General features: G+C 61.5%; 33 protein-coding genes. 30 read left to right on the forward strand and 3 right to left on the reverse strand.

The window, feature by feature from the left end:
• The first annotated feature begins 1 nt into the window (after position 1).
• From MUN76_RS15215 to MUN76_RS15265, 11 genes are all read left to right on the forward strand, one after another.
• Positions 2–793, forward strand: coding sequence for a hypothetical protein (locus MUN76_RS15215; RefSeq protein WP_244685925.1), 792 nt, complete (start codon positions 2–4; stop codon positions 791–793).
• Entirely contained in the window at positions 780–1,211 is a 432-nt protein-coding gene (locus MUN76_RS15220; RefSeq protein WP_244685927.1) for a hypothetical protein, read from the forward strand. Before MUN76_RS15215 ends, MUN76_RS15220 begins: the two co-directional genes overlap by 14 nt.
• A 285-nt stretch (positions 1,212–1,496) precedes the next feature.
• Entirely contained in the window at positions 1,497–1,745 is a 249-nt protein-coding gene (gene nrdH / locus MUN76_RS15225) for a glutaredoxin-like protein NrdH (RefSeq protein ID WP_244685928.1), read from the forward strand.
• A complete protein-coding gene (locus MUN76_RS15230) occupies positions 1,738–1,905 on the forward strand; it encodes a hypothetical protein (RefSeq protein ID WP_244685930.1) in 168 nt (55 codons plus the stop codon). Before nrdH ends, MUN76_RS15230 begins: the two co-directional genes overlap by 8 nt.
• Complete coding sequence (ssb, locus tag MUN76_RS15235; RefSeq protein ID WP_244685932.1) at positions 1,905–2,378, forward strand: single-stranded DNA-binding protein; 474 nt, start codon at positions 1,905–1,907, stop codon at positions 2,376–2,378. Before MUN76_RS15230 ends, ssb begins: the two co-directional genes overlap by 1 nt.
• Before the next feature lie 66 nt (positions 2,379–2,444).
• On the forward strand, positions 2,445–3,239 hold the full coding sequence (locus MUN76_RS15240) for a DNA adenine methylase (protein WP_244685934.1): 795 nt from the start codon (positions 2,445–2,447) through the stop codon (positions 3,237–3,239).
• 267 nt (positions 3,240–3,506) lie between these two features.
• A complete protein-coding gene (locus tag MUN76_RS15245; RefSeq protein ID WP_244685936.1) occupies positions 3,507–4,193 on the forward strand; it encodes a hypothetical protein in 687 nt (228 codons plus the stop codon).
• A complete protein-coding gene (locus tag MUN76_RS15250; RefSeq protein ID WP_244685938.1) occupies positions 4,190–4,426 on the forward strand; it encodes a hypothetical protein in 237 nt (78 codons plus the stop codon). Before MUN76_RS15245 ends, MUN76_RS15250 begins: the two co-directional genes overlap by 4 nt.
• Positions 4,426–4,785, forward strand: coding sequence for a hypothetical protein (locus MUN76_RS15255; protein WP_244685940.1), 360 nt, complete (start codon positions 4,426–4,428; stop codon positions 4,783–4,785). Before MUN76_RS15250 ends, MUN76_RS15255 begins: the two co-directional genes overlap by 1 nt.
• Entirely contained in the window at positions 4,782–4,979 is a 198-nt protein-coding gene (locus tag MUN76_RS15260; protein WP_244685942.1) for a hypothetical protein, read from the forward strand. Before MUN76_RS15255 ends, MUN76_RS15260 begins: the two co-directional genes overlap by 4 nt.
• Positions 4,972–5,535: a hypothetical protein gene (locus tag MUN76_RS15265; protein WP_244685944.1), complete on the forward strand. Its 564-nt coding sequence runs from the start codon at positions 4,972–4,974 to the stop codon at positions 5,533–5,535. The genes MUN76_RS15260 and MUN76_RS15265 overlap by 8 nt, the downstream gene beginning before the upstream one ends.
• 30 nt (positions 5,536–5,565) lie before the next feature.
• Here MUN76_RS15265 and MUN76_RS15270 read toward each other — a convergent pair whose 3' ends face one another.
• Complete coding sequence (locus MUN76_RS15270) at positions 5,566–5,772, reverse strand: hypothetical protein (protein ID WP_244685945.1); 207 nt, start codon at positions 5,770–5,772, stop codon at positions 5,566–5,568.
• 86 nt (positions 5,773–5,858) lie between these two features.
• Here MUN76_RS15270 and MUN76_RS15275 point away from each other — a divergent pair, with 86 nt between their 5' ends.
• The 5 genes from MUN76_RS15275 (at position 5,859) to MUN76_RS15295 (ending at position 9,692) form a co-directional block, all read left to right on the forward strand.
• The gene (locus tag MUN76_RS15275; protein ID WP_244685947.1) at positions 5,859–6,014 is read left to right on the forward strand and encodes a hypothetical protein; all 156 of its coding nucleotides are present in this window, start codon (positions 5,859–5,861) and stop codon (positions 6,012–6,014) included.
• Positions 6,014–6,544, forward strand: a complete 531-nt coding sequence (locus MUN76_RS15280; RefSeq protein WP_244685949.1) for a hypothetical protein — start codon at positions 6,014–6,016, stop codon at positions 6,542–6,544. Before MUN76_RS15275 ends, MUN76_RS15280 begins: the two co-directional genes overlap by 1 nt.
• A 761-nt stretch (positions 6,545–7,305) precedes the next feature.
• Positions 7,306–8,637, forward strand: a complete 1,332-nt coding sequence (locus tag MUN76_RS15285) for a metallophosphoesterase family protein (RefSeq protein ID WP_244685950.1) — start codon at positions 7,306–7,308, stop codon at positions 8,635–8,637.
• Positions 8,638–8,965: 328 nt separating this feature from the next.
• Positions 8,966–9,280 (forward strand): hypothetical protein, encoded by a 315-nt coding sequence (locus MUN76_RS15290; protein ID WP_244685952.1) that lies wholly within the window; start codon positions 8,966–8,968, stop codon positions 9,278–9,280.
• Complete coding sequence (locus MUN76_RS15295; protein WP_244685954.1) at positions 9,255–9,692, forward strand: hypothetical protein; 438 nt, start codon at positions 9,255–9,257, stop codon at positions 9,690–9,692. Before MUN76_RS15290 ends, MUN76_RS15295 begins: the two co-directional genes overlap by 26 nt.
• Before the next feature lie 30 nt (positions 9,693–9,722).
• On the opposite strand, the gene MUN76_RS15300 is transcribed toward MUN76_RS15295, so the two are convergent.
• Positions 9,723–9,962: a hypothetical protein gene (locus MUN76_RS15300; protein ID WP_244685956.1), complete on the reverse strand. Its 240-nt coding sequence runs from the start codon at positions 9,960–9,962 to the stop codon at positions 9,723–9,725.
• Between the two features lie 40 nt (positions 9,963–10,002).
• Between MUN76_RS15300 and MUN76_RS15305 the strand changes: the two genes are divergently transcribed.
• From MUN76_RS15305 to MUN76_RS15365, 13 genes are all read left to right on the forward strand, one after another.
• Positions 10,003–10,341, forward strand: a complete 339-nt coding sequence (locus MUN76_RS15305) for a hypothetical protein (protein ID WP_244685958.1) — start codon at positions 10,003–10,005, stop codon at positions 10,339–10,341.
• Between the two features lie 486 nt (positions 10,342–10,827).
• Positions 10,828–11,193 carry a hypothetical protein gene (locus MUN76_RS15310; protein ID WP_244685959.1) on the forward strand — a complete coding sequence of 122 codons (366 nt, stop codon included), beginning with the start codon at positions 10,828–10,830 and terminating at the stop codon, positions 11,191–11,193.
• A complete protein-coding gene (locus MUN76_RS15315; RefSeq protein ID WP_244685961.1) occupies positions 11,193–12,938 on the forward strand; it encodes a phage terminase family protein in 1,746 nt (581 codons plus the stop codon). Before MUN76_RS15310 ends, MUN76_RS15315 begins: the two co-directional genes overlap by 1 nt.
• 2 nt (positions 12,939–12,940) lie before the next feature.
• Positions 12,941–14,296, forward strand: coding sequence for a phage portal protein (locus MUN76_RS15320; RefSeq protein ID WP_244688817.1), 1,356 nt, complete (start codon positions 12,941–12,943; stop codon positions 14,294–14,296).
• A complete protein-coding gene (locus tag MUN76_RS15325; protein ID WP_244685963.1) occupies positions 14,259–15,023 on the forward strand; it encodes a VG15 protein in 765 nt (254 codons plus the stop codon). Before MUN76_RS15320 ends, MUN76_RS15325 begins: the two co-directional genes overlap by 38 nt.
• Before the next feature lie 45 nt (positions 15,024–15,068).
• A complete protein-coding gene (locus MUN76_RS15330; protein ID WP_244685964.1) occupies positions 15,069–15,530 on the forward strand; it encodes a hypothetical protein in 462 nt (153 codons plus the stop codon).
• Positions 15,531–15,591: 61 nt separating this feature from the next.
• A complete protein-coding gene (locus tag MUN76_RS15335) occupies positions 15,592–16,563 on the forward strand; it encodes a phage major capsid protein (protein WP_244685966.1) in 972 nt (323 codons plus the stop codon).
• A 369-nt stretch (positions 16,564–16,932) separates the two neighbouring features.
• Positions 16,933–17,409 (forward strand): DUF6093 family protein, encoded by a 477-nt coding sequence (locus MUN76_RS15340; RefSeq protein ID WP_244685968.1) that lies wholly within the window; start codon positions 16,933–16,935, stop codon positions 17,407–17,409.
• Positions 17,399–17,800: a hypothetical protein gene (locus MUN76_RS15345; protein ID WP_244685970.1), complete on the forward strand. Its 402-nt coding sequence runs from the start codon at positions 17,399–17,401 to the stop codon at positions 17,798–17,800. The genes MUN76_RS15340 and MUN76_RS15345 overlap by 11 nt, the downstream gene beginning before the upstream one ends.
• Positions 17,797–18,186: a hypothetical protein gene (locus MUN76_RS15350; RefSeq protein ID WP_244685971.1), complete on the forward strand. Its 390-nt coding sequence runs from the start codon at positions 17,797–17,799 to the stop codon at positions 18,184–18,186. Before MUN76_RS15345 ends, MUN76_RS15350 begins: the two co-directional genes overlap by 4 nt.
• Before the next feature lie 31 nt (positions 18,187–18,217).
• On the forward strand, positions 18,218–18,409 hold the full coding sequence (locus MUN76_RS15355; RefSeq protein WP_244685973.1) for a hypothetical protein: 192 nt from the start codon (positions 18,218–18,220) through the stop codon (positions 18,407–18,409).
• A 2-nt stretch (positions 18,410–18,411) separates the two neighbouring features.
• The gene (locus MUN76_RS15360; RefSeq protein ID WP_244685975.1) at positions 18,412–18,921 is read left to right on the forward strand and encodes a phage tail tube protein; all 510 of its coding nucleotides are present in this window, start codon (positions 18,412–18,414) and stop codon (positions 18,919–18,921) included.
• Between the two features lie 81 nt (positions 18,922–19,002).
• Positions 19,003–19,443 (forward strand): hypothetical protein, encoded by a 441-nt coding sequence (locus tag MUN76_RS15365; protein WP_244685977.1) that lies wholly within the window; start codon positions 19,003–19,005, stop codon positions 19,441–19,443.
• Between the two features lie 379 nt (positions 19,444–19,822).
• Here MUN76_RS15365 and MUN76_RS15370 read toward each other — a convergent pair whose 3' ends face one another.
• A complete protein-coding gene (locus tag MUN76_RS15370) occupies positions 19,823–20,020 on the reverse strand; it encodes a hypothetical protein (RefSeq protein ID WP_244685978.1) in 198 nt (65 codons plus the stop codon).
• Positions 20,021–20,063: 43 nt separating this feature from the next.
• Here MUN76_RS15370 and MUN76_RS15375 point away from each other — a divergent pair, with 43 nt between their 5' ends.
• Entirely contained in the window at positions 20,064–22,907 is a 2,844-nt protein-coding gene (locus MUN76_RS15375) for a phage tail tape measure protein (protein ID WP_244685980.1), read from the forward strand.
• The last annotated feature ends 319 nt before the right edge of the window (positions 22,908–23,226 follow it).

Here is a 23,226-nt window from a genome sequence, read left to right on the forward strand (position 1 = left end):
GATGAGGATCCGATCGATTAAGCCGGAGTTCTGGCGGTCGCAGGACGTGGCGCGCATGGACATCGAGGACCGGTTGTTGTTCATCGGGCTTTGGTCCTATGTGGATGACAACGGGGTCGGCGAGGACCGGGTGTCTCAGGTCGCGGCGGATCTGTTCGCGGACGACATAGAGCGAGATCCTAGCGAGACATTCGCGAGAGTCTCGCGAGGATTGCTGAAACTATCTGAAGCGGGTTCCATCGCTAGATATGAGGTGTCTGGGCGGTCGTTTTTGCGGGTTGTGAACTGGTCGAAGCATCAGCGGATCGATAAGCCCAACAAGCCGCGTTTCCCGTTCGAGAATGGCGAGATTTCAACGATCTTTGACGATTCCGCGACACCCTCGCGAGACTCTCGCGAGATCCTCGCGCCTGGAACAAGGGAACAGAGGAACAAGGGAACAGAGGAACAAGGGAACAAGGGAACAGGCTCACGCGAGCTCGCAGTGATCGGACCGGACTTCGAACAGGTCTGGGAGACGTGGCCGAAGAAGACCGAGAAGGACCGCGCCGAGAAGGAGTACGCGAAGCACTCCCGCACGGTCCCGGACCTTGCCGATGCGGTCGCAGTGTTCGGGCGCGCGTATTCGGCGACGACGGAGAAGCAGTTCATTCCGTCGCTCGCTTCATGGTTGCACCGGAAACGGTGGACCGATGAACTGCCGCAACCTCGCGGTGGTGGGTCACGGGTGCAGCAGGGTTTGAGCGTTGCCGAGGAACTTAGACGATTGGAGGGCGGGGATGCAGGCGAGTGAGGTTGCCGAGTTGTTGGCGCTCGCTTCGGCGTACGACAACCGGAACGTGACGAAGGAAGCGGCGGTCGGTTGGAAGGTCGCGATCGATTCGCAGATCCCGGACCTTGAGGTGGGGTTGGCGCGGGAGGTGATCATTGATCACTTTGCGACGTCGGGGGAGTACTTCACGGTGAAGCATCTGATTGATGGGGCGAAGGCTCGGTTGCGTCGATTGCCGAAGCAGGTGATGGATGATGTGCGGGCTGCTAAGGCGCGCGGACTGGTGGAGGGTTCGTGGCCTCGAGCTACTCCGCTGACCCCGGAGGTGCAGGCGCGGTTGGATACGGCGCGTGCCGTGGATCGTGAGACGGCGGCACAGTACGCGGTTGAGGGACCGAACGTCTCCACGCTCGCTCTGAACGTGGGGAGGCGACCGTGACCGCGACCGTGCAGGTGTCTCTGCCCGGGCCGTTGGTCTGGGATCTCTGGAAGATCGCGGAGGCTCGGGGCATCCCGGTGGCTGATGTGATCCGTGAGGGGCTGGCCCCCGCCCGAACGTGGTGCCCGATCAGACGGCACTCACTCGAGCACGGGTCACTGACCTCGTGGAGCAGGGCTGGGACGACGGAAGTATCGCGGTCAAGTTGGACCGCACCCGCGGGTACGTCGCTGATGTGAGGCGGCGTGCGGGGATGAAAGCAAACAAGAGAGGGATGGTGGCCGGGTGACGGTGACGTTGTTTAGTAAGCCGTCGTGTGTGCAGTGCACGGCGACAGCGCGGGCGTTCAAGGAGCGTGGAATCGCGCATGTGGTGCGTGACCTGTCTGAAGAGGTGGACGCGTTGGAGCTCGTGAAGGGCCTGGGTTACATGCAGGCCCCGGTGGTTGTGACGGACGACGAACACTGGTCGGGCTTCCGCCCGGACCGTATCAACGAATTGGCAGAACGAATCAAGGAGGGCGGCGATGGATGAAAAGAAGCTCCGGCAGATGGTTGCCGATCTCGTGGACCCGGATGATTGTTGGTTCGATCATCACGGCGGGTGTCAGGCCCACGGATACCTGAGCCTAAAGCCGGGGGAGCTTTGCCCCCATGAAGAAGCGAAGCAATGGCTGAAAGAAGGAGAGAACTAATGGCAGGTGAACCGCTCATCACGGTTGTAGGCAATTTGGTGGCTGATCCGGAGCCGCGTGTTTCGCAGGCGGGGAAGTCGTGGGTGACGTTCCGTATCGCGTCGACGCCGCGGGTGCGTGACCGTCAGTCGGGGGATTGGTCGGATGGTGAGGCGCTCTGGCTGGGGTGCCGCGCTTACGGCGAGTACGCCGACAACATTGCCGCGACGCTGACGAAGGGCATGCGTGTCATCGTGCAGGGTCGGCTCACGCAGCAGACGTACGAGAAGGACGGGCAGCAGCGCACGGCGTTGAACCTCGAGGTTGAAGAGGTTGGCCCGTCGCTCCGGTTCGCGACGGCACAGGTCACGCGCGGACAAGCCCGCAGTGGGGGTTCTGGCGGTGTTTCGGGTGCTGGTGCGACCGGACAGGCGCAGAACGAGTGGAACGCGCCACAGGGCGGCGGAGGGTTTGACGACGAGCAGCCCTTCTGACCCCCAACAATCGATAGGTAGCGCCCTAGAGATGGGGCGCTTTTTCATGCCCGAGAGGGGGCCAGGATGACCCAGATTGCGCCGCCGATCCCATACTTTGGCGGCAAACAGAAGATCGCTTCGAAGATCACCGCGCTGTTTCCCGAGCATTCGGGGTACATCGAACCGTTCGCTGGCGGGCTGAGTGTCCTCTTCGCGAAGTGCCCAAGTCGACTTGAGGTGGTGAACGATCTCAATGGGCACATCGTTGCCTTCTGGCGGGTGCTCCGAGATTATCCAGAAGCTCTGCAGCGGGCGTGCGATCTCACGCCGCACGCCCGCGAAGAGTTCTCGCTAGCAGATCTGGCAGAAGACGTATCCGACATCGAGCGGGCGCGTCGTGTGTGGGTGCTGATGACACAAGGAAGGTCAGCGATATGGGCCTCCACCGGGTGGCGTCACTATCAGGACGGTGCCGCACCCACGGCATTCGAGAAGTACATGAGTGCTTACCGGGACCGGATGCACCCTGCCGCGGAGCGCTTGCGAACGGTGCAGATTGAGCACCGGCCAGCTGCGGAGATCATCGACAGTTACGGCAAGCACAGCGCGAACTTGCTTTATGTTGACCCGCCCTACATTGGCGAGACGAGGGGGAGTGGGCAAAGGTACGGGGTCGAGATGAAGAGCCTCGAGATGCATCAAGAGATGCTCGATCTTCTCCGCGAAACGAAAGCGAGAGTTGCCCTGTCTGGGTATTCGCACCCTCTGTACGAGGAGGAGCTCTCAGATTGGCAGCGGGTGGAGATCAGCGCGAAAACCCAAGTATCTGCACGACGCGAAATCGTGTGGATGAACTACCAGCCAGACGGATGGCTGTGATTTTTGTACCCGAGGGGGTGGCTGTGTGTCACCCCCTCAACCACGAAAGGAGACAGGCGTGAAACCGGGAGTCAAAGCCAGCGACGCGAGCGAAATGGGCGCTGCAATCCGCGAGGCCGAAGACAGAAGGAGCCTCAACGAAGCGATTGAGAACGGTTGGCCAATCACTCGACCCGTGCAGGAAGGGGACGAATCATGCCAGTGATGCTCGATATATGCTGCCGGCGCGGTGGCGCAGGAGAGGGCTATAGGCGTGCGGGTTGGACGATGATCGGTGTTGATCGTGACGCGTTCGACTACCCGTGCGGTGACTTCTACCAGATGGATGGGATTGAAGCGCTCGAACATGTGCTGCACGACGAGGGACGTTTCGACGGGATCCCGATCGATGCGATCCACATGTCTTGGCCGTGCCAAAGGTGGGCGACCTCGACCGCGGATGCGGACAAGCACCCTGACCTGATCACCCCGGCACGTCCGCTGCTCGAGCAAATCGGGCTTCCGTACGTCATGGAGAACGTGCCCGCTGCGCCGTTGATCGACCCGGTGATGCTGTGCGGGTCGTCGTTCTTCTGGGAGGGCCGCGAGCTCGGGGTTCGCCGGCATCGGATGTTCGAAACTAACTTCCCACTCAGGAAGCGGCCCAACTGCCAGCACAAGGCGCAGGGGACACCGGTCGGGGTGTACGGCGATCATCCGGACACTCGTGAGTACTTCCGTCCGGACGGCACACGACGGGGCGCGAAGGCCACCTCGCTCGAGCAGGCGCAGCGGGCGATGGGTATCGACTGGATGGAGTGGGGCGACCTGAAAGAAGCGATCCCGCCCGCGTACACGTTCTGGATCGGGGAGCAACTGATGGAGCAAACCCCGTTGACCCCTACCCAACTCTCCACCCTGACCCGTTTCGGTGTCACTGCTGGCGACCTGAACCTTGAAAGGACAACACCATGAGTGAATACACGCCAACGACGGAGGAGGTTCGGAGTGCGGCAGCAACGCTGAACATGTGCCGGTACTCGGAGTTCGACCGTTGGTTGGCTGAGGTGGAGCGTGCATCCGCCGAGAAAGCATGGGACGAGGCCTGCCGTGATACCGAGCAGTACTACAAGCGCACGGTGGTGGGGATCCCGGGGGTCGATCCCATCAAGGCACCCATGAACCCGTACCGACGAGAGGATGCGTGATGTCTGACCTGGATCTTGACCGGATGACGTCCGATGCAACGTTTGCGCTCGCCCGTTCAATTCATGGCAAGAGTGCGGACCATGAGGACCACGACTACTACCGGAAGCATGCTGGCGTTGCGCTTGATGCTGTGGTCCCGGCTATGATCGCCCGCGTGCGGGAGCTTGAAGCGTCCATCGAACGAGTGAAGGCGCTGCACCGAAGTGTCCCTGCGCGCTACTTCGGAACAGACCTGAACCCATCACGCCAGTTTGACTGTTGGTGCTGTGGAGAGGGAAAGAAGTGGCCGTGCCCAACGATCCGCGCCCTGTCCCCGTCTCTGGTGGTAGGGCATGACGAAGAAAGGGGAGAAGGATGAGCAAGCGATTCACTGTTCAACGGCCGCCAAACGTGAAGGACGGCCTCACGGAACACGAGGTCGGTGCTGATGAGATGCGAACAAACGGCGGTGCGCTTGAGTTCTGGATCGGCGGAGAACTCAACGTCGCTTACGGACCCGGCTTCTGGGTCAATGCATGGTTCGAATATGACGAGGGAGAGCCCGATGACTGACGCAGAGAAGCGCGAACTGATCGAGGAGCTTCGTGACTACGCGACTGCGCTGCGAGCGAGTATCCACGTCCACCACAGGGGTGCCGACTTGATCGAGAAAGGCGCTGATGCTCTCGAAGAGTCACTGACCGGCAGCGAAACCGGGGACGGCGAAGGCGCGGCAAAGTACGCTGAAGGGAGATTGGTGACAGAGGAAGGCGGGCACATGTTCGGCGAACTAGATCGTGAAACCATGCGGGAGGCGATTGCAAACCTGATTCCCCTTGATCTGATCCACGACAAGGGGCGGGAAGGCCAACCGCAAGACGTGTTCGAGGTCGCTGACCGGATTCTCGCTGCCCTCGCAGATATGCGAGCCGGCATTGAGATAGAGAAGTGGGAGTACGGCGTCTCGTTGAACGGCGCTCGACCTGCGGCTACTCATGATCTCAAGGCTGCGATCTTATTCAAAGACGAGTATCTGCGGCATGAATCACCAGATAACGTTCGACTGCTCCGACGAACTCCCGGGCTGACCGCCAATCCCGGCCCGTGGGAGGTGGTCCCTGATGTGTGATCTTGATGCAGTACGAGTCGCCGCGGAGGCCTAGCGGAAGAGTTCCTCGCCTCTGTCACCGTCCGCGATCCGGCGGGCGATCGTGGCGACGTGCTCTGAGGGCTCCTGCCCAGCGGCAACGATCGCGGATCGGAGGCGGGCTTCGATTCCAGCAGCGGGCTCGTGTCCGTAGCGGTCGGCGATGTCGAAGATGATCTGTGACGAAGCGCCTTTGAGCCGAGCCATGTCGTATGCCATGCCGCCCACCTTATTTGGTTGGACGGCGTTTATCTATCCAAACCCTGGCCGCTGGTCGGGGTTTCGTCGTTGAAAGAGAGGAAAACATGAGCGACCGCACGGACCAAGCGAGACGCGCCGTCGAGGATTTCGAAACAGCCAAGTGGCGAGGAAGAGAGCCGAACCCGTGGGCGCTCGTGAAATGGGTGAAGAGACTCGCTGGCGACCTCGACGCAACGGAAGCAAAGAACAAGGAGGGCTGATGGAGTCAACTGAGCGGCTGGAACACGAGGACATCGGCTACCTGTCGATGAAGGAGTGGAACCGGGCACGGTGGGCGGCTGACTACGCGCTCAAGTTCCTGCCCTGGTTGCGGATCGCCGGCTACGTGCGGTTCGAGGTTGAGGACGTGCGCGTGGACGCATCCGGGGGTGCTGGCATCGGGATCCCGCCCACCAAGCTCGCGTACATCGAAATCAACCGGCTTCTCGGGGAACTCAACCGGTGGACGGAGCTAGAGGACGCAGCGAACGACATGCTCGGCCAATTCCTGCTCGCATCACTCGGCAGGGAAATGTCCACAGCGGTCGCACGCTGGCCGATGGAGGACCGCCCGCACAGGGTCGACGCCATGCGCTGCGGAGGGTGCGAACAACTCACCCTCACCTACAGGCCCCCACGTTGGGAGGGTGACGAGATCCGGGTGGACTGCTACTGCGGGTACGTCCTCAACCATGACGAGTTCGAACGCTCGGTGACGCTCATCGAGCTTGAGCAGCGGGAGGCCAGTTGAGAGAAACCCAGCTGACGGATCACTTCGTCAAGCTCGAAGACGCGGGCGCGAGAGTCGGCAGGTCGCAGGCAACGATCTACCGGTGGATCAAGGAAGGGCGCGTGAAGGTTGTGCGTCCGAAGCGTCAGAAGTGGCTATCTGTCCCTGATCTGCTGGCGGCTGAGCAAGAAACGAATGGTCAGGGCTTGCGGTGAGGTGAGAAAAGTGAGAATATGAATATAGATGGTGGAGTTCTATGCTCCGCTGGCAGCTCCGGTCCTCACGATCGGGGCTTTTTTGTTTGGGTGGGGAGCGGTAGAGGCCCGAACCCCACCCAGAACAACATGCGGTCAGTCCTTCTCGCCACGGAGTTCACGCATAGCGCCCTCTCCCAAGTGACCGAACTCATCCTCGAACATCTGCTCGAGCATCTGTTCCTCTTGCGGGTTGACCATCGTCGCCTCCTTCCGTGCTGGGGCGCCAGTCTAGCCCGAACGACTTCCCGCGCGTGACGGGAGCATGAACGCCACGGGTGATCTTGGCAAGCGACTGTGCACGGTCGCATCACGCATGAGGTGCCGTCCCCGCGGCATCCAACCCAACCCCTTAGCCCGGGTTGCTCGACAACCTGAAAACGCCCTCGGGGTGACAGCCGGTCGAGAGTCTGCGGTGCGATGGCACGCGGCAGACACACATTCTTGGAACCCCCACCGCCGAATCCAACATCACGCTACGAGCGCACACACGCGGTCGAGTGCGGGTCCAGAACCACAGGAGGCACAGTGTCGCGTCTCAACGACCCCGAGTATGTTGCTGTGCTCCGAACCGACGAATGGCCGTCGAGTATCGGGGCACGCTACGGGATCTCCCGGCATGCTGTGAAGCGCGACCGGGCAAAGCTCGGGGAACGCCGCGAGAACCCCACCACCGGACCTGTGATTGCGGGGGAGTCGGAGACGCACCGCCCGGACGGTAGCGCCGACTACGTTCTGAACTCGGAACAAGCTTGGGGCTATTCCGACTTCTGCCGGTTCATCGAGTCCAAAGGCCAGAACCCGGACGAGGTGACGTTCACTTGGGGTGTCACCACGAACCCGAGTGGCGGTTTCTGGAACAAGCTCAACAACGTGCGGCCGAAGGTTGCAGGCAAGGACGATGGCGCACCTGAGTGGCCCGTGATCCAGCCCGCCGAACGGGTGCAGTTCGTCACCGGGTGGGTGCCACCGAAACCCGCACGAGACGGCCTGAAACTCTCGTTGAAGTGCGCTGACACTCAGATCGGGTTCCGTGCAGGCGGCAACACCATTGAAGCGTTCCACGACTGGACCGCGATCAACGTGTTCATCGCCGTATGCCGTGCCGAACAACCCGACAGCATCATCATCCTGGGCGACTTCCTCGACCTCGCCGCACAGGGCAAGTACGTGCAGGAGGCCGGGTTCGCTCGCACCACTCAGATGGCGTTGAACGACGGGCACCTGATGCTGTCGCTGCTGCGTGCCGCATGCCCGAACAGTCAGATCGTTCTCGTTGAGGGCAACCATGACAAGCGCATGCAGTCGTTCATCGAACAGAACGCGCTGGCGGCATTCGGGCTGAAGCAAGCGAACATGCCCGACTCGTGGCCCGTCATGTCACTCCCCAACCTCCTCCGGATGGGCGAGCTCAACATCGACTACATGGACGCCTACCCTGCCGCCGCCCACTGGGACGACGACACCACCCGCAACATCCACGGAACCCGCGCCAACAGTCGCGGATCCACCATGGCCCAATACGTGCAGGACGCACCCCACATCAACACGTGGGCCGGGCACACGCACCGCACCGAAATCATCTACAAAACAGTGATCGGGCCGCGCGGTGAACCGATCGAAACGTACTCGGCAAACCCTGGCGCTTTGTGCCACACGGACGGGCGAGTGCCATCAGTGCACGGAGCGATCCATGCTGACGGGTCCAGCGCCCGAGTGGTCGAGGATTGGCAGCAAGGGTTCGGGTCACTGCTCCACGGAGACGGTGTCGCATGGCCGCAGGTGCACCGCATCCGCGACGGCGTGACCGTCTACAACGGGAAGCGCTTCACCGTCGAACACATGGGTGTACACGCGTAAACGGAAGTGTGATGGCAGAAAGGTACCGAACTCGGTACTGATGTGACACATCGGAGGGCATCGTGAGGACGTTGACGCGCCTGCTGGACAAGATGGAACCACCCGCTGAGGGGGACTGGACGCTCGAAGACGCCGATGACAGTGGGGCTGACTGTGACTAAGTGCACCTACTGTGGTCGCCCGTACGAGTCACCCAGTGCTGCTGAGGCGTGCTGCGGTGAAGACCGTGACGGGTACGTGCGCGGATACGACTAGAGCATGAAGTGATAAGCCTGGAGTTACTCTTCCTGACGGAAAATCGGTGAGCCAGATAAGGCATGATTGCTACATGGCAGACGAAAAGAAGGAATCCAAACTTCGTTTATCCGAGGAGCAACAGCGCCAGTATCTAATGGCCCTCCAAGAGGTCGGCGCGGATCGCGATTGCCAGAGATGCGGTGCGGATTTTGAGACCTCATTCGGAATTGCATCGGGCCGAACTGCGGTTGATCTGCATCTCTCGACTGAACCGATCGAGAGTTACGAGCAGAACTACTTCGAAGCGATTATTGCCGTATGCATCAATTGCGGATCAATGAACCTCCATGCGACGGGAATTCTCGATCGTAGAGCCAGCGGTGAAGTGGAAGAAAGCGATGGGTGAGGCTGCAACGCCGTCATCGGCCGTCAATAACTCAGACTTCCTCGATTCAATTGTCACAAGGCCTTCCAAGGTTTCCGATAACACTGCTCAAGAGGTGATTATTGTGACGCGTGATCGAGTCGAGCTTGCGCTGCATAGGCATTTGCCTCGTTACGTGCCTGCTGGCAAGGTGCTGTCTTCGGCAGCTTTGTTTTTGGGTTTGTTGGTTGCGGTACTATCGGCGGACTTCCAGATGTACCTCGGCATCTCTGGTGAGGCTTGGCTGGGGGCTTTCTCGATTGCGATGCTGCTTTCCCTGGTGCTAGTTGCGGTGGACGCAGCTAAGTGGATTCGCAGACCGAAGCTGGAAGACCTGGTTAATGCCATTGAGTCAGAGGTTGAAGTGGTTGTCGCTCTACCGCATGGGCAATGATAGGTGCCACGGGTACGAGGTCAGCAACAATTAGCCCGGGTATCCGAACGCCAACAGTTGCTGGTCGGTGAGTTCCTTCACCCCGTGCTCCATGAACACCCCACACACCAGGCACTCGTACCGGGCCTGCGCCGGAACACTGGCCTGACGGCGGTACGGGCCATCAACGCTCTTATGCGTCACCACCATCCGCACGGGTGACTGATACCAGGACACACGCAGGCGGGTCCGCTCACCACACGCTGCGCACTTCATCACCCTGGCAGTCATGGGTGCAGGGTAACGCGGGCCGCCGACAACGGAGGACACAATGCAGTTCGAACATGCCAACATCACCCTCGGTGAAGACGGTGTGTACGTCGACGGGCACCGCATCCCAGCGCTCACCATCGCCCCCAACGTTGTCGTCCACCACGGAGGCCGCAACACGATCGGGCCGAAGGTCACACTCACCCTGTACGCCAACGAAGTCACCATCACCGACGAGGCAAAGGCCAACGAAGGCTGCACCATCACCGAGGTACGAGGCGACCAGCAAGTATGCACCCAGACATACACGCGTCGAGGCTGCGCATGCAGCCACAGCATCCACACGTTCACCGAACCAGTGCCCGACTACACGATGATCGCTCTCACCAGAGACGAGTAAGCGGGGCGCGGCATGGCATGGGATACCAGCCGGAGGCGTACCCAACTCCCACACAACTGGCAAGACCTGAGACGGCAAGCAAAGACGCGAGCCAACAGCATCTGCGAACACGTCACCAACGGAGCACGCTGCACCAACACAGGCACAGAGCTCCACCACACAGGACACAACGAAGACCATCGACTCGAAGTACTCGAATGGATCTGCGCTGACTGTCACAAGGTAGAGACGCAGCGGCAAGCACGCGCAGCACAAACAGCCAAGTACACAACCGCACGCAAACGCACCCCCGAAGCCCACCCCGGCACCCTCACACCGTGACCACCGGGGGGACTCCCCCTCGAGAGGGTCAAAGTACCGACGGGGCTAGCAAATACGGATTTGCGTGCAGATTAGTCATTTTTTTCGACCCTCAGATTTGGGCTTAGGGGCCTGAATGTGGGGGTTTTCTCGTCCCAGGTGGGCGTTCACCCTCAGGAGGGTTTTATGGCTGGCAAGAAGGCTGCTGGGCCGCGGTTCTCGAGTGCTGATGCGCGGGAGTTGTGGGCTGAGGCGACGTCGACGTATGAGATGGCTGCGCATGAGCGGTTGATCTTGAAGGGTGCGTGTACTGCGCTGGACAAGATTGCTGCGCTTGAGGATGAGCTTGATGGGGCGTCGTTGATGTCGAAGGGTTCGATGGGTCAGGATGTTGCGAATCCTCTGTTGGGGGAGTTGCGGCAGACGCAGGCGGCGTTTGATCGTGCGATGAAGCAGTTGGCGTTGCCGGATGCTGATGGTGAGGATGCGGGTTCGTCGCGTTCTTCGTCGGCTCGTGCTGCTGCTGAGGCTCGTTGGGGGACTGGCGGCTGATGGCTCGGCTGCGTGGCTCTACGAAGCATGATGAGTCGGCAGCGATCCTTTCGTTCTATCGCGAGTTGCTTGCTCGTCCGTATGTGCGCCCGGAGTCGAAGTATGACCCGGTGAAGATTGGTCCGTCGTGGCTGCTTGATGGTGATGAATTTGTGTTGCCAGAGCGGTCGGTGGGCTGGGATGGGCTTGTTTTCGCTGGCGAGAAGATGCAGCTGAAGCGTGGCGAGCCGTGGAAGTTCACTGCTGAGCAGGCTCGTCTGTGGTTGTGGTGGTATTCGGTCGATGAGGCCGGCGCGTTCACGTTTGATCGCGAGGGTGTGATTCAGCGCTTGAAGGGGTGGGGCAAGGACCCGTGGGCGGCGGTGATGCTCGGGAATGAGCTCGTTGGCCCGTGCCGGTTCTCTCATTTCGATGGCGATCGTGCCGTTGGTGCTGATGAACCGGATGCTTGGGTGCAGCTGGCTGCGGTGACGCAGGAGCAGACGAAGAACACGATGCGCCTGTTCCCGCGGCTGTTCACGGATGACGCGAAGCGTGAGTTCAAGTTGCAGATCGGCAAGGAACAGATTTACGCCCTGGGGGATCAACGGTTCCTGCAGGCGGTGACGTCGAACCCTGCACCTCTTGAGGGTGGCCGCGCAACGATGGTGCTGCTGAATGAGACGCACTGGTTCCTGGCGAATAACAACGGCCTCGAGATGTATGACGTGATCGAGCGCAATAGTGCGAAGTCTGCCGGCGGTGGTGCTCGCGTGTTGCACATCACGAACGCGTATGACCCGGGCATGGATTCGCTTGCTGAGCGGACTCGTCAGGCGTGGGAGTTGTCGCAGGGCGAGAACCGGCGCAACAGCCTGTCGGGCCTCATGTACGACTCGCTCGAGGCTCCTCCTGAGGCTCCGTTGACGGCTGAGGATGCCCCTGAGGTGGTGTCCGCGGTTCGTGGCGATTCGGTGTGGCTGGATCTGGGGCGTATCAAGAAGTCGATTCTGGATCCGCGTAATCCGCCGTCCAGGTCGCGCCGGTTTTGGTACAACCAGATCACCGCGAACGAAGAGTCGTGGATGAGTCCGATCAAGTGGGATGCCCAGCAGGATCCGGAGAACGGGTTCCAGGACGGCCAGGAGATTGTGATGTTCTTCGATGGCTCGAAGTCGGATGACGCGACCGCCCTGGTGGGTGTGCGTGTCTCGGATGGGTTTGTGCAGGCTCTCGGGCTGTGGCAGGCACCTCCGCAGAAGCGTCGTGGCGAGTGGGTTGCTCCGCGCGGTGAGGTGTCGCAGCGGGTTCGTGCGCTGTTCAAGCAGTTCCGGGTGGTGGGGTTCTGGGGTGACCCGTCTCACACGAAGGAGGACGGCACGCTGGACCTGTTCTGGCAGCCGTTGATCGATGAGTGGCACCGTGATTTCTCGCCGCGGCTCACGTTGTGGGCGTCGACGCAGCATTCGATCGCGTGGGACATGTCGAATACGTCGAGCTCTGGCAAGGGCAAGTTGTTCGTGCCTGCCGCGGAGGCGTTCGTGGAAGCGGTGGAGAACGGTGAGATCTGGCATGACGGCAACAAGGAGCTCGGCCGGCATGTGAAGAACGCTCGCCGGTTCCCGACCCGGTTTGGTGTTTCTCTCTCGAAGGATGGGCCTGAATCGCCCCGGAAGATCGACCTTGCTGTGTGCGCGGTCGGTGCGACATTGATGCGGCGGACGCTGCTGAATAGCGGCAAGAAGAGCCTCGGAAAGATCTGGTGACCATGCAGAAGGAACAGAAAGCAATCCTTGAGCTCGCCAACGAGGTGCTGATCCCCGAGTGGCAGAAAGAGCGCGAGTTTCAGAAGAAGCTTGAGGACTGGGCAAAGGGCGAACACGCCCGCCCGTACCGGCCCCGGGAGACGAACGGCGAGTACGACGCGATCGAACAGAACTCGAAAGTGCCGTTGCTGGGTTTGATCGTGCGGATCTTCGGGCAGGGGCTCGAACTCATCGACTACGCGCCTGGCGACGAGAAGATGAAGGACGACCTGTGGAAGATTTGGATGGCGAATCAGATGCCGTCCCGCCAGAAGCGGCTGTGGAAGGCCGCGTTCACCGGTGGTGTCGGGTACGCGCTCGCTCTGCCGGGTGACCCGTTGCCGCAGATCAAGCTGTACTCGGCGAAGAACATGATCGCGGTCTACCAAGACCCCGAGTATGACGAGTGGCCCATGTATGCGGCCGAGGGGACGCCAGCCAATTCATCCGAGTTCCATTTTCGGGTCTTCGATGACACAAAGGTGCACACCCTTGGCATGAACGCGGAGGGCGGCAACGTTAAGTTCATCACTTCGGAGGAGCACGGTGCCGGCGTCACTCCGGTGGTGCGGTTCGCGGGAGAGGTCGACACTGAGGGCGCTGCTGAAGGGGAGGTTGAACGCCTCATCCCGATCCAGGCGGCGATCGATCAGGCGAAGTTCGACCTGCAGATGACGCAGACCTTCTCGAGCTTCAAGATCCGGTATGCGACCGGTATGGCGGCTCCTGACAACGAGGATGATGCGGAGCGGGTGAAGTTGATTCTGGCGCAGGATCGCATCCTGCTTTCGGAGAACTCGGAGTCGAAGTTCGGCACGCTCGACGGAACCGACCTGCAGGGGTACATCGAGTCCGGTAAGGCGTCGAAGCAGGAGCTTGCGACGATCGCTCAGGTGTCTCCGAAGGCAATTGTCGGGGCGCAGGCGAACACCGCGAATGGTGCGGAGGCTCAGGCCGCTGACGAGGCATCCACGATGCGGAAGCTGTCTGACTTCGAGACGGTGTTCTCTCCGTCGATCGGGCAGTTGAACCGGCTGACCGGGGCGTTGGCCGGCATCGAGGGTGCGGGGGCTGACTACAACGGCCGGTGTACGTGGCGGGACTCGGAGATTCGGTCGCTGGCGCAGATCGCTGACGCCGTCGCAAAGCTCGCGGACGACCGCCTCGCGATTCCGCGTGAGGCGCTCTGGGAGATGCTTCCCGGGGTTACGCCGGACAAGGTGAAGGCGTGGAAGTCCTACGAGGGCGACGCGTTCTCGGAGCTCCTAGAGGGGATCGGTCGTGGTAGCGGCGGCGCTGTCGAGCGAACTGAGGCGTGAGCAGACCGCGATCGCTGAACGTGCCACGGCCGAGATGCTCGCGGTCTACGGATCGTTGAATTTCAAAGCCATCGACCTGTCCGCGCCCGGGTTCATCGAGGCTGCGGTGTCGGTCGCTGAGCGGCGGCACCGTGAAGCGTCGGTGTTGGGCGGCGACATGTATTTGTCGATGCGCCGTGACGCTGGGGTGGCAGGCAACTTCCAGGTGGAGTGGCCGGAGTTCGATGCGGAGCAACTGCGCCGCGATCTGATCGTTCTTGGTCCGGTCGCAGCGAAGAAGCTCATGTCGCAGGGGGAACGGATCCCGCAGGCGGCTCGGAGCGTGTTCAAGCTCACCGCAGGGCGGGTCGCGAAGGCATCGATCGCGGGCGTCCGAGACACGATCTCCGGCACCACTACCCAGGACTCGCAGGCGGTCGCGTACGCCCGACAGGTGGGATCGAACCCATGTGATTTCTGTCTGCTGATGGCGGAAAACACGTACAAGTCGGCCTACGCGGCTCTGTACGCGGCGGGCGGGCGGAAGCGCGCGAAAGCCCCGCAGCCTGCCGGGTCCAAGTTCCATGACCACTGCAAGTGCACGCTCGTCACGCTGTTTGCGGGCGAGATCGCACCTGGCGCGAGAGACCGGCAAGCGTTCCTCTCTGACTGGGCGAAAGCGTCAGGGCAGGGCACCGGATTTCGAGAGTTTGTCGAGCAGCAAGAAGGCGTTGCGCTCGGCTATTGAAGCATCCCGGCAAGAGGCCGGGTCTAGTCACAGGAGGGCTAACAAATGGCGGATGAACCGCAGATTGAGGAAACGACCACCATCGAGGACAGTGAGCCTCAGGAGGTCACGGAAGAGCAGCCTGAAGAGAGTGCGAAGCCGTTCGAGGGCGAGTATGACCCTGAGCGTGCACGACGCACGATCGACAAGCTGCGCGACGAGGTGCGCGACCTGAAACAGAAGAAGGATGCACCGCAGCCTGACCCGGAGGCCGGGAAGCTCGCGGTGGAGAATCTGCAGCTGAAGGTGGCTCTCGAGACTGGGCTGACTGCGAAGCAGGCGGCACGGCTCCGGGGTGCAACTCGTGAGGAAATGCTGGAAGACGCTCACGACCTGTTCGAGGCGTTCGCGCCCCGCAAGGAAGAGCCGAAGTCCCAGCAGCCGCGTCCCCGCCTCAAGGGCGGTTCGCAGCCGGAGACGGAGCCGGAAACGTCCGCGAAGGACATCTCCGCAAGTCTCCGCGTCTAGTTCACACACATTCACTAAGCCGTCCCACTGGGGCGGCTTTTGTCGTTAACAAGGAGGAAAGATGGCTCACATCTTCCAGAAGGCAGACAAGATCTCTGCCATCGGTCTGGGCGTTCTTCAGCGCCAGATCGTGCTGCCCAACCTGTTCCGTGCGCGGTACGGGATCACCGATTTCAAGGGCGCGAAGGGCGACGTGGTCAACGTCAAGCGTCCCGCGATCCTGCGAGCTCGCGACGCGGGTTTCCGCAACCGGAACGCGATCGTCATGGACGATCTGATCCAGGCCCGCATCCAGGTTCCGCTGAACAAGTACCCGTACTCGGGTGTCTCGCTCACGGACGAGGAACTCACGCTCGACATCGAGAACTTCGCGCAGGAGGTGACCGTCCCTCAGACTCGCGCTCTCGCGGAGGACTTCGAGGAGACGGTTGCCGGCGTGCTCGGTGGGGCAACGTACGTGCACACGGTGCCGTTCACGCTGGGTGCGACCACCGATGCGGGCGACCCCCGCAAGGTCGCGATCGAGGCGCGCAAGCTCCTCAACACCTCCCATGTTCCCGCTTCCGGGCGCTACTGGATCGTGGGCGCTGAGGTGTCCGCCGCGATCGCGAAGTTCGAGAAGCTTCTCGACGTCGACACCGCGGGCCTCCCCGAGGCGGTTCGTGAGGGCGTCGTTGGGCGTCTCGCGGGCTTCACGATCGTGGAGTCCAACGCGCTCGACGGGGACGAGTCGTACTTCGTGCACGACTCCGCTGTTGCTCTCGCGTTCGTCGCGCCGGCCGCGCCGAAGGGTGCCACGTCCGCGGGTGTCGCTGCTGAGGGTGGCCTGGCGCTGCGTCAGCTGTTCGACTACGACTCGGATACGCTCGCTGACCGTTCCATCGTGTCGGTCTTCACCGGTGGCGCTGTCGTCACCGATCCGAAGATCAAGGCCGATGGCACGATCCAGGTCACCGCGGGCAACCCGGTGATGGAGTTCGTGCGCGCAGTCAAGGTGACCTTCACCGAGGCTCCTGCAGGCGGCGGCGAGTAGTCATGGGTGCCCCGCTTGTAGCAACTGACACTCTGGCCTCCTGGCTGGGGTTGACCTTCGATGAGGAGGATGAGGCTCGGGCGGGGACCGTGATCCAGATGGTTTCTGGGTTCGCGCGTGCGGAGGCCGGGCAGGCCGATTGGAGTGTTGAGACAGCCCCTGAGGATGTCGCTCTGATCGTCCTGCTCGCCTCGGTGCGGTGTTGGTCGAACCCGGACCTGAAAACGTCTGTCACTCATGATGATGTGACGCGGCGTTGGGAGGCTGGCCAGTTCTTCGATGAGTCGCAGTTGCGGGTGCTTCGGAGGTATCGGCCGGGGTCTGGTGGCGGTCTTTCGTCGGTGCAGTTCACGACCCCGTCTGCGCAGCGTGCAGATCGGACAGCGTATTTCGATGTCGTTGGTGGGCGTCGGGTTGGGATGTACCGTGGGCGCGGATATTGACCTGATGATGGCACGCCGAGAGGCGGAGCGGAACATGCGGGACCGATGCCGGGTTACCCGGATCTCGAAGGGCACCGCCCTTGACGAGGACACCGGAAAGTACCCGAACGTTTCTACTGTCATCTACGAAGGCGCTGGGGGTGCTGGCGGCAAGGCTCGCCTCAAGCACCCCCGGATGGCGGCGAAAGAGGTCGATGCTGGCTCACAACTGCTGGTGTCGACGTCGCTCGAGCTCCAGGTTCCCGTAGCGTCGGAGGACTTCGCGGCAGGTGATGTGGTCGAGATGACCGCGTGCCCAGACCGCCCGAACCAGGTGGGCCGCAAGTTCAAGGTCATCGGCCCGTTTGACGGGTCGCAGACCACGGCGCTGCGCTACCGCGTGGAGGCGTTCGATGGGCGTTGACTGGCGCGAGTTCCAGGAGCTTATCCAAGACCTCGAAGACGTGCCAGAAACGGCGGGCAAGTACATTCGCAAGGCAGTCCAGGTGACCGCCACAAAGGTCAAAGACCACTGGCGGGACCAGGCCAAGGGCCTGCCGCACGCACCCGCGTTCCCCTTCTCGATCACCTACGACCTCAAGGGGTTCCAGGGATTCGGGTCGACAGTGCTCTCTGCTGAGATCGGCCCCGACAAGGGCAGGCGGCAGGGTGCGCTGGGAAACCTGATCGAATTCGGGTCGGTGAACAACGCACCACAGGGGCTCGGGCAGGCGGCGCTGAACGCGAACGAGGCGGACTTTGCGACTGGCATCGAGAAAGCCATTGCTGACGCTCACCGGGAGAAGAACCTATGACGATACGCAAGGTGCGTGACGCTGTGCTCTTGTCGCTTGGGGCAGATCTTCCGGGGTCGGTGTTCAAGTCCTACTCGGCGTCTTCTGGTGACAGTTATGCGGTTGTGTGGATCACAAAGTCCCGCATGGATCGGTCGCGTTATTCGGCCATGCAGAATCGCGATGTCTTCACGGTGACTATCCATTCGGTGGGTGCTGATGAGGATTCGTGTTTGTGGGTGCAGGAGCGTGTGGATCGGCTCACGAATCGGACGCTTGCTGTGTCTGGTCGGCGTGTGTGGCCGGTTGAGTATGTGACTGGCCGCCCGCCTGATCTTGATGACGATGGCCCGAACCCGTTGTGGTTTTCCGTGTCCCAGTTCGACATCATCTCTGACCCCGCCTAGTGCGGGGTTTTCGTGTTTAAGGAGGCCCTGTATGGGGTTCATTCGTGTGCGTTCGGCCGGTGGGCCGCTGCATGAGTTCGACATTTCTGAGGCCGCGTACAAGCGCAACAAGCAGGCGTACGTGGTTGTCGACAAGACGCCGGTGGGGACTTCCCGTCAGGCGAAGATCGTGACCGCCAAGCCGGTCGTTAAGGCGGCTCCGGCTGCCGAAGGGAAGGAGTGACTATGGCTCTTGAAGAGGTTCAGCCGGGTGTTGCGGCTGATGGTAATGGGCTGGTGCTGTGGGTGCCGGCGATCGCGGATCCGTCCGCGCCGAAGGTGTCGGAGCTTACGGCTGCTGGTGTGGAGAAGCTGACTTATGGGCTGACGCCTGATGGGTTCGCTCATGACACGTCGGTGGCGACGATCACGTCGGGTCGGTACACGCTGGCGCAGGCTCTCGAGCTTGACGGTGTGATCACTGACACGGTCGAGGTGAAGTACGTGTGGGAGGGCACCGAGGATGACGGTGTTCGTAACGTGCTGACCCCGGGCACGAAGGGCTTCATCGTGAAGCGCATGGCGGTTCCGAACGCGACTGCGATCGCTGCAGCACAGATGGTCACGGTGATCCCGGTGCAGTGCTCGATTCAGCGCGATGTGCCGCCGGCCGCGAATACCGAGCTTCAGAAGATTCAGAAGCTCAACGTGGTGGGCGAGGTCCAGCGTGACGTCGCGGTTGTTGCTGGCCCGTAGCTAGGTTCCGTGGGGTGGGGTTCTCCCTGTCGCCCTGCCCCACGGGTTACACGTTTTCTGACGGGATGAGACGGGAGACTCATGAGTTTCAAAGATGCGCTCGCGAAGGCGCGAAGCAATCGACCGGAGCCGGTTCTGCAGGCCGTGGCGGTGGGGGACGAGCTCTACCATGTGGAGATTCGCCGACTAGACGGCATGGACTGGGCGGCGATCACAGCCGATTGCCCACCGAGGCACGAACGGGACGCGAGCATGGGGTACGACTCCAACAAGGCTGCGTTGATCGCTTGCAGGCGGCACGGGCGACTGCTGGACGGTGACGACGAGCCTGTTGCAATGGCGGTCATCAGAGATGACCAGGGCAACGTCGTCGACGACCCGTGGCTAAACCTGTTCAACGCCATTTCAGGCACTGAGGCTGACGCTATCGCTGCGCTGTGGTGGGGCCAGAACGTCAACGACCCGAACAAGCATGTGGTTGCACTGAAAAAAGCCTCAGCGGGTGGCAGCAAGACGAATTAGAGCTTGCGCTGAAGCTCGGTGTTTCACCACGGCGTTTGTCCGGGTGGGAGCCGGTGGAGGTCACCCGCTACGAATATGAGGACGGCCTGCTAGTCGGCTCTGTTACTGAGCGAGAACCAGAGTGGTCGCGTGCTGACGTCGAAGCGCTTCTCGCGTATTCGGAGTCACTGCGTCGTGGCCCACACGGGCACCAGATGTCTGAGGCAGTTTCGCGTGACGGCGACCCTTCGAACCCGCAAAGGGCGTGGGATTGGCATGTGCCACTGCCGACGATCGACTTTGCTCAAGCCGCCCTAGACCGGGAGCGTGAGCGTTACAAGAACGCTTACCCCGATGCCGATCTGGGCTCGCTGCTTTGGCGAGTGGAGAAGCGGGAGCGCTAGGCGCGGCGCGAGTAGAGGAACATCACTGCGCCTGCGGCCAGTGCGATGACGCCCAACGTCATGAGCACCCCGAAGAGCGTCACGGCTTCGATCAGCCCAGCGATTGTGACGTTCAGGACGCCGACTGCGATGAGCACGACTCCGAGTGAGAGCACACGCGCCCAAACGGGGGCGACTGAATCAGTTTTTGCCATGCCCCCAATTCTATGGGGGCCTTCGCCTTTCTAGGGGGTCACGTTGGCCGACAGAAGTACCAAAGTAATCATCACGGCGCAGGCTCAGCAGTACATCGCGGAGATGGAGAAAGCTGCTCGAGCCACGAAGGAAACTGGCTCCGAAGCGGAGAAGCTGGCGCAGAAAACGCAGGCCTTCGAGATGATGGGGCGCACTGCGATGGTTGCAGGCGGAGCTATGGCCGCAGGCCTGGGTCTTTCTGCGAAAGCGGCGATCGACTGGGACTCAGCATGGGCTGGTGTCACAAAGACGGTTGATGGATCGCCCGAGCAATTGGCAGCGGTCGAGGCGGGGCTGCGTGGGCTCTCTGGTGTCCTCCCGGCCTCGCACGACGAGATCGCAGCGGTCGCGGAGGCGGCTGGCCAATTGGGCATCAAGACGCCTGAGGTTGTCGCGTTCACGAAGACGATGATCGACCTAGGCGAGACGACGAACCTCAGTTCGGATGCGGCTGCGACATCGCTGGCCCGGTTCATGAACGTTATGGGCACCTCGCAGAGTGAAGTTTCGTCTTTGGGGTCTGCGCTGGTTGAGCTTGGCAACAACTACGCAACCACGGAAGCCGAGATCATGGAGATGGCTCAGCGGCTCTCTGGCGCTGGTGTGCAGATTGGCATGTCTGAGGGGCAGGTGCTCGGCCTGTCTACCGCACTCTCGAGTGTTGGCATTGAGGCTGAGGCCGGCGGTTCGGCCATGTCGAAGGTCATGATCGATATTGCGTCGTCTGTCGATAAGGGCGGCGACCGCATGAAGCAGTTCGCCGATGTCGCGGGGCTCTCCGCTGATGACTTTGCAGCAAAGTGGCGGAAGGACCCGGGCGAGGCGCTGGCCGCATTTGTGACCGGTCTTGCCAATGCCGAGGCGCAGGGAAAGTCGACCTTCGGAGTGCTCGAGGAACTGGGCATCACTGAGGTCCGTATGCGTGACGCGCTGCTGCGCTCTGCGTCTGCGGCGGACCAATTCTCGGAAGCAATGAACGTCGGCAATCAGGCGATGGAAGAGAACACAGCCCTCACCGAAGAGGCAGAGAAGCGGTATGAGACGACCGCGGCAAAGCTCGAGATCATGCGAAATCAGGTCGTGGATGCCGCGATCTCGATCGGAGAGGCATTTCTTCCAGCAATCGAGGGTGTTGCCGAAGGCGTCGGTGATTTCGCGTCTGGCCTCTCTGGGATGGAGGGGCCAGCGACAGCGGTGATCGCATGGGTCGGTGCGATTGCGTCTGGCATCGTGCTCACAGGTGGTGTGGCGCTCGCTGCCGTACCAAAAATCGCCGCCTACAAGGTCGCCCTCGAGACGTTGAACATCGCAGGAACTCGCGCTGCCCGTGGCATCGGAATGGTTGCTCGTGCCGCTGTGGGCATCGGGGTGTTCGCGGCCGCTTCGGCTGGCGTCGATGCACTCGCAAACACTCTAGCCGACAAAATGAGTCCCTCTGCGGAGGAAACCACGAACAAAATTACGACGGCAAAGAGTGCTGTGGAGGCGTTTGCGGGGGCCGCTGAAGCCAGATTCCCCGGTACCGCAAAGGGCGCGGACATCGCTAAGGACTCCATTTCGGGCCTAGCCGCCGCTCTTGACGAAGCTGCAAGTTCGAACTTCTGGAACCCAATCGACCCGGCGATTGATAGTTCGGTATTGGCCGACTGGCGTATCGTCGGTGAGGAAATTTCGAAGGTTGCCAGTTCGGATCTCCCGGCTGCTCAAGCTCAGTTCCGGCAGGTCGCGGACGCAGCTGGCCTTACGAGCGAACAGATGGCACAGCTGATCAACGTATCGCAGCCACTGAAGGATGTTCTCACTGAACAGGCAACCGCGCTCGGCCTTGCTGCGGACGAGTCGACCCTTGTGGAGCTCGCTTTGGGCAAGATCGGACCTGCAGCGGATCAAGCGGCAGAAGGCACACAAAGCGCCGCGGAAGCATATGTGGAAGCTGCGGACCAGGCGAAAGTGTTGTCCGATCAGTTGATGCAGTTGCTGGATTCGTATAACGAGCTCAACGGCATTGGGCAGTCGGCGGAGCAGCAGAACGCGGCTTTGCAGTCGTCCTTTGCGGGCCTCCAGGAGTATGTGGAGAATGCGCAGGCGGGCACTGAAGGTTATGCGCTGAGCCTGGATGAGACGACCGCGGCAGGTGCCTCGAACCGGGCGATGCTTGCGGATCATGCTGCGACTGTCCTTCAGAACGCTCAGGCGCAGTTTGAGTTGGAGTCGGCAACGCTGGGGTCGGCTGAGGCATCCGCGAACTATGAGGCGCGGCTTGCGTCTGGGCGGCAACAGATCTATGACACTGCGTTTGCGCTTACGGGCAACGCAGAGGCGGCGCAGGCGTTGACGGACAAGATTCTGCAGATGCCGACTGCTAAGGAGATCGAAGTTCTGTTGCGTGGCGCGCAGGAGGTTGAGGATCAACTCAATCAGGTGGCGCGTCGGAGGGAAACGGAGATCGGGGTTCGATATATCGGGGGCGGCGGCACCATGACTGCCGCGAACGGCAACCTGGTCGCTTATGCGAATGGAGGCGTCGAAGCGTATGCGTCTGGTGGGTTCCCGACTGGGATCTACTCGGGCGGCGCACCGATCCATAAGTTCGCTGAACCGGAGACAGGCTGGGAGGCCTACATCTCGGGGAAGCCATCTGAGCGGGACCGGAACCGGCAGATCTGGGTGGACGCGGGCCAGCGCCTGGGGGTCGGTTTTGGCGGGTCTTCGGCCCCGCCGGTCGTGTATGTGCAGAACCCGTTCACGGGGGAGTACCTGCTGGGGAAGGTCGATCAGCGGGCGAATGCGGCGATTGATACGTCTCTTGAGCAGCAGGCTCGGGAGCGTCGGAAGGCGGGTCAGTGATGGCGTGGAGTATGCGTGCCGGTTCCCGGTATGTCGAGTTCGGGGACGCGATGTCCGGGGTTGGGCTGATGGAGCACCCTGTGGTCAGTGTGGCTGCTGGTGCGGAGATGTTCGAGAACCCTCGCGGGGATGGGCGTCGGCCGGGTCAGGATTTCATTGCCGGTCAGGTCGTGTCTCTTCTTGTGGAGGCACGGCCTGATCATCGTCCGTTGGATGAGGTGTGGCGTGAGCTTGCTGCGGTGTGGCGTGGTGATGAGGTTCGGACTCGTGGTGGGGCTCTTGCGACGCTGACTGCTGATTCTGGGCGGTCCGTGTTTGG

This window comes from Leucobacter rhizosphaerae (assembly GCF_022919175.1).
Lineage (GTDB): Bacteria > Actinomycetota > Actinomycetes > Actinomycetales > Microbacteriaceae > Leucobacter > Leucobacter rhizosphaerae.